The sequence below is a fragment of the Amycolatopsis anabasis genome, from assembly GCF_009765355.1.
Lineage (GTDB): Bacteria > Actinomycetota > Actinomycetes > Mycobacteriales > Pseudonocardiaceae > Amycolatopsis > Amycolatopsis anabasis.
Window position 1 is genome coordinate 301,423 of the sequence record NZ_VTHK01000005.1, and the last position, 8,015, is coordinate 309,437.

At 69.0% G+C, this 8,015-nt stretch carries 7 protein-coding genes; 1 reads left to right on the top strand and 6 read right to left on the bottom strand.

Annotation, left to right across the window (positions count from 1 at the left end; genetic code table 11):
* Positions 1–11 precede the first annotated feature (11 nt).
* The 6 genes from FXO23_RS09540 to ppgK form a co-directional block, all read right to left on the bottom strand.
* On the bottom strand, positions 12–1,265 hold the full coding sequence (locus FXO23_RS09540; RefSeq protein ID WP_246257056.1) for a hypothetical protein: 1,254 nt from the start codon (positions 1,263–1,265) through the stop codon (positions 12–14).
* Positions 1,247–2,044, bottom strand: coding sequence for a class I SAM-dependent methyltransferase (locus FXO23_RS09545; protein WP_246257058.1), 798 nt, complete (start codon positions 2,042–2,044; stop codon positions 1,247–1,249). Before FXO23_RS09545 ends, FXO23_RS09540 begins: the two co-directional genes overlap by 19 nt.
* A gap of 41 nt (positions 2,045–2,085) precedes the next feature.
* On the bottom strand, positions 2,086–2,871 hold the full coding sequence (locus FXO23_RS09550) for an enoyl-CoA hydratase/isomerase family protein (RefSeq protein WP_246257059.1): 786 nt from the start codon (positions 2,869–2,871) through the stop codon (positions 2,086–2,088).
* A 180-nt stretch (positions 2,872–3,051) separates the two neighbouring features.
* Positions 3,052–4,422, bottom strand: a complete 1,371-nt coding sequence (locus FXO23_RS09555) for an RNA polymerase sigma factor (RefSeq protein ID WP_158883022.1) — start codon at positions 4,420–4,422, stop codon at positions 3,052–3,054.
* Positions 4,423–4,645: 223 nt separating this feature from the next.
* Positions 4,646–6,040, bottom strand: a complete 1,395-nt coding sequence (locus FXO23_RS09560; protein WP_158883024.1) for an RNA polymerase sigma factor — start codon at positions 6,038–6,040, stop codon at positions 4,646–4,648.
* A gap of 198 nt (positions 6,041–6,238) precedes the next feature.
* On the bottom strand, positions 6,239–7,000 hold the full coding sequence (gene ppgK / locus FXO23_RS09565; RefSeq protein WP_158883026.1) for a polyphosphate--glucose phosphotransferase: 762 nt from the start codon (positions 6,998–7,000) through the stop codon (positions 6,239–6,241).
* 87 nt (positions 7,001–7,087) lie between these two features.
* Between ppgK and FXO23_RS09570 the strand changes: the two genes are divergently transcribed.
* A complete protein-coding gene (locus FXO23_RS09570; protein WP_158883028.1) occupies positions 7,088–7,915 on the top strand; it encodes an inositol monophosphatase family protein in 828 nt (275 codons plus the stop codon).
* The last annotated feature ends 100 nt before the right edge of the window (positions 7,916–8,015 follow it).

Sequence of the window (8,015 nt, forward strand, 5' to 3'; positions counted from 1 at the left end):
TGCGAACCGGGTCAGAGCGAGACGAGGACCTGGAGGACGCCGAGCACGATGGTGACCACGGTGAGGACGACGGTCACCGCGGTCAGCCGGGTGACCCGGGCGCTGACCACGCTTTCGTAGGCGTACCGGGTCTCCTCGTCCATCGCCTCGGCCTGCCGGTCGAGTTGCTGGATGGTCCGCTCGACCCCCATCCGCGTGCTGACCCGGCGTTCCAGCGAGTCGACCTCGGGCGGCAGCAGGGCGTTCAGCAGTTGCAGGATGTCGTCGAGCGAGCCGCGCAGCAACCGGGTCCGGGTGGCCGCGTCGCGAGCCCGGTCCGGTCCGGTGAGTTCGGGATGCGCGCTGTGCAGCCACCGGTCGGCCAGCGCGAGCCGGACCAGCACCCGTTCGAGCACGAACAGGGCCCCGTGGTCGAGGCCCGCCACCGCGGTGTCCAGGGCGAAGTACGGCTCGGCCTGGCCGAAGTGTTCCCGGGTGAACTCGTGCTGCCGTTCGACGTAGTCCGCACCCTTGTGGTTGATGCAGATGATCCCGGTCGCCATGCTGTAGACCGCGACGAACTCCCGGGTGCCCCACGGTTCGCCGAGCGCCGTGGCGGCCACCGCGTTGGGCACGAACCGCCAGCCCTCGTCCCCGGTGGCGAGCCCGTAGAACGGGCGGGGATCGGCGGGAACCGTTTTGTCGGCGGGATGTCCGTGCGCGGCGCGGAGTTCGACGCACCAGGCGCCCCGTTTCATCTCCTCGTCGACCGTGCCCGCGGTGAGCTCGTCGAACACGGCGTCCACGGCGGCGCGAACCGACGGGAACGGGGTTTTCCGGTAGCGGCCGTGGATTTCGGCGTCCCGGCCGGGATGTGCGCAGGGGCGCCCCTGGAAACTCTGCACCAGCGCGATCGCCCGGTCGAAGTCCCGGGCGCTCACCGTGCCCGAATCCGCCACGGTGAGCGCGACCACCAGCGTCATCGCGCGATAGCCGGGGTGCCAGGTGACGATCAGTTCGCAGCGCAGCGTCTCGTCCCCGATCGCGGCGGCCAGCGGGGAAGTGGCGAGAACCCACCGGTTGAGCGGCTCGCCCTCGAGGAAGAGGAACGCCTCCGCGGCGGCCCAGTCGTCGCGGAGCTTGCCGTCCAGCCGCTTGAGCAGGGCGTTCTCGCGTGCCCGCGCGAAGACCTGGTCCGATTCTCCCGATGACATCGGGATGGCCCACAAGTAGGACAGCAGGAGTTTCCCGTCCACGGGGCCGCGGGTCACGGTTCGCGCCGCCACAGGGTGACGATGTCGCGGCCCAGGTCCCGCAGCAGGGCGGGCTGGGCGTTGACCACTTCGTCGCGGTCGGCATGCCGGTCGAGCACGCCGAAATCTTCCAGCACGTGGTAGGTCCAGGTCCAGACGGACGTCCAGCCGGTTGCGGCGACTTCCTTGCCGAAGGCCTGCGGATCGAGGGCCCGGACCGGCAGGACGCCTTCCCGGGCGCCGGTGGTGGCCGCCTCGTCGAACCGGTCGCGATCGACGGGCTCGGAGCGGATCGCACCGCCTTCGGAACGGTCCAGGGTGTATCCGCCGCGGCCCACCGGCGCGCGGCGGTAGCTCAGCACCAGGAGGCCGCCGGGCGCGGCGAGGTCCCGCAGCCGCCGCAACGATGGTTCGACGTCGCCGGTCGGCATGTGCTGGACGATGTGGCTGCACAGCACCAGGTCGTACGGTCCGCCGGTGATCCCGGTCATCGGCGTGTGCTGGAAGGAGATCCGGGTTTCCGCGGGCAGGCGGGTGGTGCGGGCCGCGGCGAGGCGGTCGGGATCCGGATCGGTCGCGGTGATCTCCGCCGCGAAACCGGCCAGCCAGGGCAGCAACCGGCCGTCCCCGCATCCGGCGTCCAGCGCCCGGGTTTCCCCGCGGGAGCCCAGGTGCTCGGTGATCCGTTCGCCGAGATGGGCGAAGGCCCGTTGCTCGCTCACCGCCCAGTATCCGGGATACGGCTCGTGCTGTCCGATGAACGAGGCCGTGACCCGGTCGCCGGGATCCGGATAGCGGTAACCCTGAGGCATCAGCCGAGAATAGCGGACAAAGTTGTGTCCACAGTGGCCTTTCAGGAACCGGTGAAGGTCGCCTTTCCCGGACCCTCGGTGAGGAACGAGCGCACCGCCGCCTTGAGATCGGCCGTGGTGAACAGATCCGCGGCGATCGTGGTGATGTGCTCGTTGGCCTCGGCGACGCCCCCGTGCTCGAAATGCTCGAGCACCTTCTTCGTGGCGGCGTGCGCACGCGTCGGGCCCGCGGCGAGCCCGGCGGCGAATTCCCGGGCCGCGGCGTCGAAACCCTCGTCGGGCAGCACGCGGTTCACCACGTTCCACCGCTCCATGGTGCGCGCGTCGTACCGGTCCCCGGTCATCACGAACTCCTTGGCCCGGCCGACTCCGGCGCGGGCCGCGAGCCGTTGCGTGCCGCCCATGGTGGGCGTCAGCCCGACGACCTTCTCCACCAGGCCGAATTTGGCCCGTTCCGCGGCGAGGATCAGATCGCACGCGACCGCGACCTCGAACGCCCACGTCAGGCACAACCCGTGCGCGGCGAAGACGGTCGGGAACGGCAGCGCGGCGATCCGGTCCGGCACCGCGAGCATCTGGTCGAACAGGACCTTGGCCTCGGCGGGGCCGTCCTGCGCGTCGAACAGCGAAACGTCGACACCACCGCTGACGATCTTGCCCTCGGCCCGGACCAGCAGTGCCCGCGCCGGTTCCGCCTCCAGCTCGCCGATGGTGCCGGTCAGTTCGTTCTGCAGCTCGGCGGTGTACAGGTTCAGCGGGGGAGCGTCGACGGTCAGCACCGCCAGCCCCGACGGTTCCCGGTCGAGGCGGATCAAAGCGTTGCCCAAGGCAGAAACTCTCTCAGTGTTGTTTTGAAACGCGCGGACACGATTGCGTCGCCGGGGCTTCGACCTGGCCTTTCAGGTCACCTCCCGTGGTTCGGCGCCCCGCCGCCACAATCGTGTGGCTTCGCCGACGCGCGTTCGTCGACTCGCCACGCGAGGCCCGCTCGATCCTGAAGTTGGTTGTCAGTCGAGGTAGTCGCGCAGGACCTGGGAGCGCGACGGGTGCCGCAGCTTCGACATGGTCTTGGATTCGATTTGGCGGATGCGTTCGCGGGTGACGCCGTAGACTTGGCCGATTTCGTCTAAAGTTCTCGGCTGGCCGTCGGTGAGTCCGAACCGCAGTCGGACGACGCCTGCCTCGCGTTCGGAGAGGGTTTGCAGGACCGATTGCAGTTGGTCCTGCAGCAAGGTGAACGACACGGCGTCGACGGCGACGACGGCTTCGGAGTCTTCGATGAAGTCGCCGAGCTGGGAGTCCCCTTCGTCGCCGATCCTCTGGTCCAGGCTGATGGGTTCGCGGGCGTACTGCTGGATCTCCAGCACCTTCTCCGGCGAGATGTCCATCTCCTTGGCCAGCTCTTCCGGAGTCGGCTCGCGACCGAGATCCTGGAGCAGTTCGCGCTGGATGCGACCCAGCTTGTTGATCACCTCGACCATGTGCACCGGGATGCGGATCGTCCGCGCCTGGTCGGCCATGGCGCGGGTGATCGCCTGCCGGATCCACCAGGTGGCATAGGTGGAGAACTTGAAACCCTTGGTGTAGTCGAACTTCTCGACCGCGCGGATCAGGCCGAGGTTGCCTTCCTGGATGAGGTCCAGGAACGCCATTCCGCGGCCGGTGTACCGCTTGGCCAGCGACACCACCAGCCGCAGGTTCGCCTCCAGCAGGTGGTACTTGGCGCGTTCGCCGTCGCGCACGATCCACTTCAGATCGCGGCGCATCTGCGTGGGGAGCTTCTCGCCCTCTTCTTCCACGTTGCGCAGGCGTTCGGCCGCGTAGAGCCCGGCCTCGATGCGTTTGGCGAGTTCGACCTCTTCTTCGGCGTTGAGGAGGGCGACCTTGCCGATCTGCTTGAGGTAGGCGCGGACGGAGTCGGCGGAGGCGGTGAGTTCGGCGTCCTTGCGGGCCTGCCGCAGCGCCTCGGACTCCTCCTCGTCCCACACGAAACCCGATTCGCTGGAGCCCTTCGCGCCCTTGCCGCTCGTCGCGCGGGCGGGGGTCTCTTCTTCCTCGGTATCCTCCGGTTCGTCCTCGGTGACGGTGGCGTCGACGACGTCGACCTCGACCTCTTCCAGATCGGAGAGATCCGGGGTCTCCAGCTCGGCCTCGTCGAAGTCCTCACCGGGCTCGCCGGGCTCGCCCTTGGGGTCGGCCTTCGCCGCGGTCCTGCGAGTGCCCTTCGCGGGAGCCTTCTTCGCGGCCGGCTTGCGGCCGGGCGCCTTCTTGCCCGCGGGCGGGGCGGCCTCGCCCTCGGTCTCGGGGTCGGCGGCACCGGCCTTGGCGGCGCTGCTGGTCTTGGTCCCGCTTCGAGTAGCGGTCTTTGCGGCTGCCACGTACACCCTTTCGCAGCGATCGATCACGGTGAACCGGAACGCTCCGGCCTCTCAGCTGCCTCAGATTTCGGGGAACGTCCCTCGGCCTGCCTCGGCAGTCCCTGGGCCATCCTCCATTGTAACGACCATGCCCGCGAGTAGTAGCGAATCGATCACGTCACGGTCCGGCGAAACGATCGAGGGCCGCCGACCCGGAGGTCAGCGGCCCTCGCCCGTTCTGTTCTCAGTCGAGGTAGTCGCGCAGGACCTGGGAGCGCGACGGGTGGCGGAGTTTGGACATGGTTTTCGATTCGATTTGGCGGATGCGTTCGCGGGTGACGCCGTAGACCTGGCCGATTTCGTCTAAAGTTCTCGGCTGGCCGTCGGTGAGTCCGAACCGCAGTCGCACGACGCCTGCCTCGCGTTCGGAGAGGGTTTGCAGGACCGACTGCAACTGGTCCTGCAGCAAGGTGAACGACACGGCGTCGACGGCGACGACGGCTTCGGAGTCTTCGATGAAGTCGCCGAGCTGGGAGTCGCCTTCGTCGCCGATCGTCTGGTCCAGGCTGATGGGTTCGCGGGCGTACTGCTGGATCTCCAGGACCTTCTCCGGGGAGATGTCCATTTCCTTCGCGAGTTCCTCGGGGGTGGGCTCGCGACCGAGGTCCTGGAGCAGTTCGCGCTGGATGCGGCCGAGTTTGTTGATCACCTCGACCATGTGCACCGGGATGCGGATGGTGCGTGCCTGGTCGGCCATGGCGCGGGTGATGGCCTGCCGGATCCACCAGGTGGCATAGGTGGAGAACTTGTAGCCCTTGGTGTAGTCGAACTTCTCGACCGCGCGGATCAGGCCGAGGTTGCCTTCCTGGATGAGGTCCAGGAAGGCCATTCCGCGGCCGGTGTACCGCTTGGCCAGCGACACCACCAGCCGCAGGTTCGCTTCCAGCAGGTGGTTCTTCGCGCGTTCGCCGTCGCGCACGATCCACTTCAGATCGCGGCGCATCTGGGTGGCGAGCTTCTCGCCCTCCTCCTCGGCCGTGCGGACGCGCTCCGCCGCGTAGAGCCCGGCCTCGATGCGTTTGGCGAGTTCGACCTCTTCTTCGGCGTTGAGGAGGGCGACCTTGCCGATCTGCTTGAGGTAGGCGCGGACGGAGTCGGCGGAGGCGGTGAGTTCGGCGTCCTTGCGGGCCTGCCGCAGCGCCTCGGACTCCTCCTCGTCCCACACGAAGTCCGGGTCGTTCGACTTGCCCCCCTTGGCGCCGCTCCGCTCACCTCGGGCGGCGGGCTCGTCTTCGGCCTCGTCCGGTTCGTCCTCGGTGACGGTGGCGTCGACGACGTCGACCTCGACCTCTTCCAGATCGGAGAGATCCGGGGTCTCCAGCTCGGCCTCGTCGAAGTCCTCACCGGGACCGTCGGCCTCGCCCTTGGGGTCGGCCTTCGCCGCCGTCTTGCGGGTCCGGGTGCCCTTGGCGGGAGCCTTCTTCGCGGGAGCCTTGGTCGCGGCGGTCTTGCGGGCCGCGGGCTTCTTCGCGGTGCCGTTCTCGGCGGCGGTGGTATCGGGCTCCGCGCCGGCCGACGAAGCCTTCGCGGCGCTCGTTGTCTTCGTGCCGCTTCGGGTAGCGGTTTTTGCGGCTGCCACGTACGCCCTTTCGCAGCGGTCGATCAGGCCAGCCGGGACGTGTGCGCCTCGGCTGCCTCAAATTCGGGGAACGTCCCCCGGCCTGCGGTTTTACCCTCCGCAGCCGAGGGCCGTGTTCCATTGTAACGACGTTGCACCAGCGAGTTGCGCAGCGATCGCACCTCGGCCGGGTCCCGGCCCTGGTCGATCACCGCTCGATCAGTGTTCGATGCCCTCGGCGGCGGCCGCGGCGGCGCCCACGATGCCCGCGTTGTTCTGCAGCGACGCGACGCCGACGCGGGTGCGGATGTCGAGCAGCGGGACCCACTTCTCGGACTTCTTGCTGACCCCGCCGCCCACGATGAACAGGTCCGGCCAGATCAGGTTCTCCAGCACGGTGAGGTAGCGGTTGACCCGCTTGGCCCATTCGGGATAGGAGAGCCCCTCGTTGTCCTTCACCGAGGCCGCGGCCTTCTTCTCGGCGTCGTGCCCGTCCACTTCCAGGTGGCCGAACTCGGTGTTCGGGACGAGCTTGCCGTCGTGGAACAGCGCGCTGCCGATCCCGGTGCCGAACGTCAGCAGCGTGACGACGCCGTGGCGGGCGGCCGGGTCACCGAAGCGCATCTCGGCCATGCCGGCGGCGTCGGCGTCGTTGAGCATGGCCACGTCGTCCACGTCGCGGCCGAGCCGCTTGGCGAACAGCGCGTCCGCGTCGGTTCCGATCCAGGCCGGGTCGATGTTCGCGGCGGTGTGCGCGACGCCCTTCTTGACCACCGCGGGCAGGGTCACGCCGACCGGTCCGTCCCAGTCGAAGTGCTGAACGATCTCGGCCACCACGTCGGCCACCGCCTCCGGGGTGGACGGGCGGGGCGTGTCGATGCGGAGACGGTCACCAATGAGCTGGCCCTTCTCCAGATCGACAAGAGCGCCCTTGATCCCGCTGCCGCCGATGTCGATTCCGAAACCTCGGGTCGCCGTCATTGACGTGATCCCTTCCCTTATCGATCAGCTGTTGTCGGCCTGTTGGACTCCCACGATTCAGAAGCCCGCGGACGAGACTTTAACCGGATGTGTTCCCATGAGTTCGTGGGAGCTATCGAGTCTGGCCTGAAAGACGTTGCCGAGCTAGTGGCCGTCGAGGCCGCGGGCCTGGTCCGCAAGGCGTGGGACGACATGCAGGCGGGCCGTTCGGTGCGGGTCGACACGAAGACCAGCGACACCGACGTGGTGACCGCGATCGACCACGAATCCGAGCAGCTGATCCGCGACCGGCTGGCCGAACTGCGTCCCGGGGAGCCGGTGCTCGGCGAGGAGGGCGGCGGCGCCGCCGGGGACGGGGTGACCTGGGTCGTCGACCCGATCGACGGCACGGTGAACTTCCTGTACGGCTTCCCGTGGTTCGCGGTCTCGGTGGCCGCGCAGGTGGACGGGGTCTCGGTCGCCGGGGCCGTGGTGGAGCCGGTCACCGGGCGCCGGTGGACGGCCGTCCGCGGCGGCGGGGCCTGGGCGGACGGCAAACCGGTGCGGGTCTCGGCCCCCGAGCGGCTCGATCTCGCCCTGGTCAGCACCGGCTTCGCCTACCGGGCCGAGCGCCGGATCCGGCAGGCCCGGCTCATCGCGGGGCTGCTCGAGCGGGTCCGGGACATCCGGCGGCCCGGTTCGGCGTCGCTGGATCTCTGTTCGGTGGCCGCCGGCTGGGTCGACGGGTACGTCGAGCACGGGCTGAAGCGCTGGGACTGGGCGGCGGGCGCGCTGGTGGCCACCGAGGCGGGCGCGGTGGTGAGCCTGCCGGGGGAGGACCCCGCGCTGGGCAGCGACGGGACGTTCGCCGCGGCTCCCTCGATCGCGGCGCCCCTGCGCGAAGCGCTCATCGACTCGGGTATCGGCGACCTCTGACCCCGTGCACTGATCGGCTCGCAGGTTCTAACCGGCCTGACCACTCACGACCCTCAGGCTTGGTTCCCTTACAAGAGACGGTGACCGGTCTGGGCGTGCG

Excerpts from the sequence above, each read along its gene's own strand:
- FXO23_RS09545 (WP_246257058.1), bottom strand. The coding sequence starts at position 2,044 with ATGCCTCAGGGTTACCGCTATCCGGATCCCGGCGACCGGGTCACGGCC.
- FXO23_RS09570 (WP_158883028.1), top strand. The coding sequence starts at position 7,088 with ATGTGTTCCCATGAGTTCGTGGGAGCTATCGAGTCTGGCCTGAAAGAC.
- ppgK (WP_158883026.1), bottom strand. The coding sequence starts at position 7,000 with ATGACGGCGACCCGAGGTTTCGGAATCGACATCGGCGGCAGCGGGATC.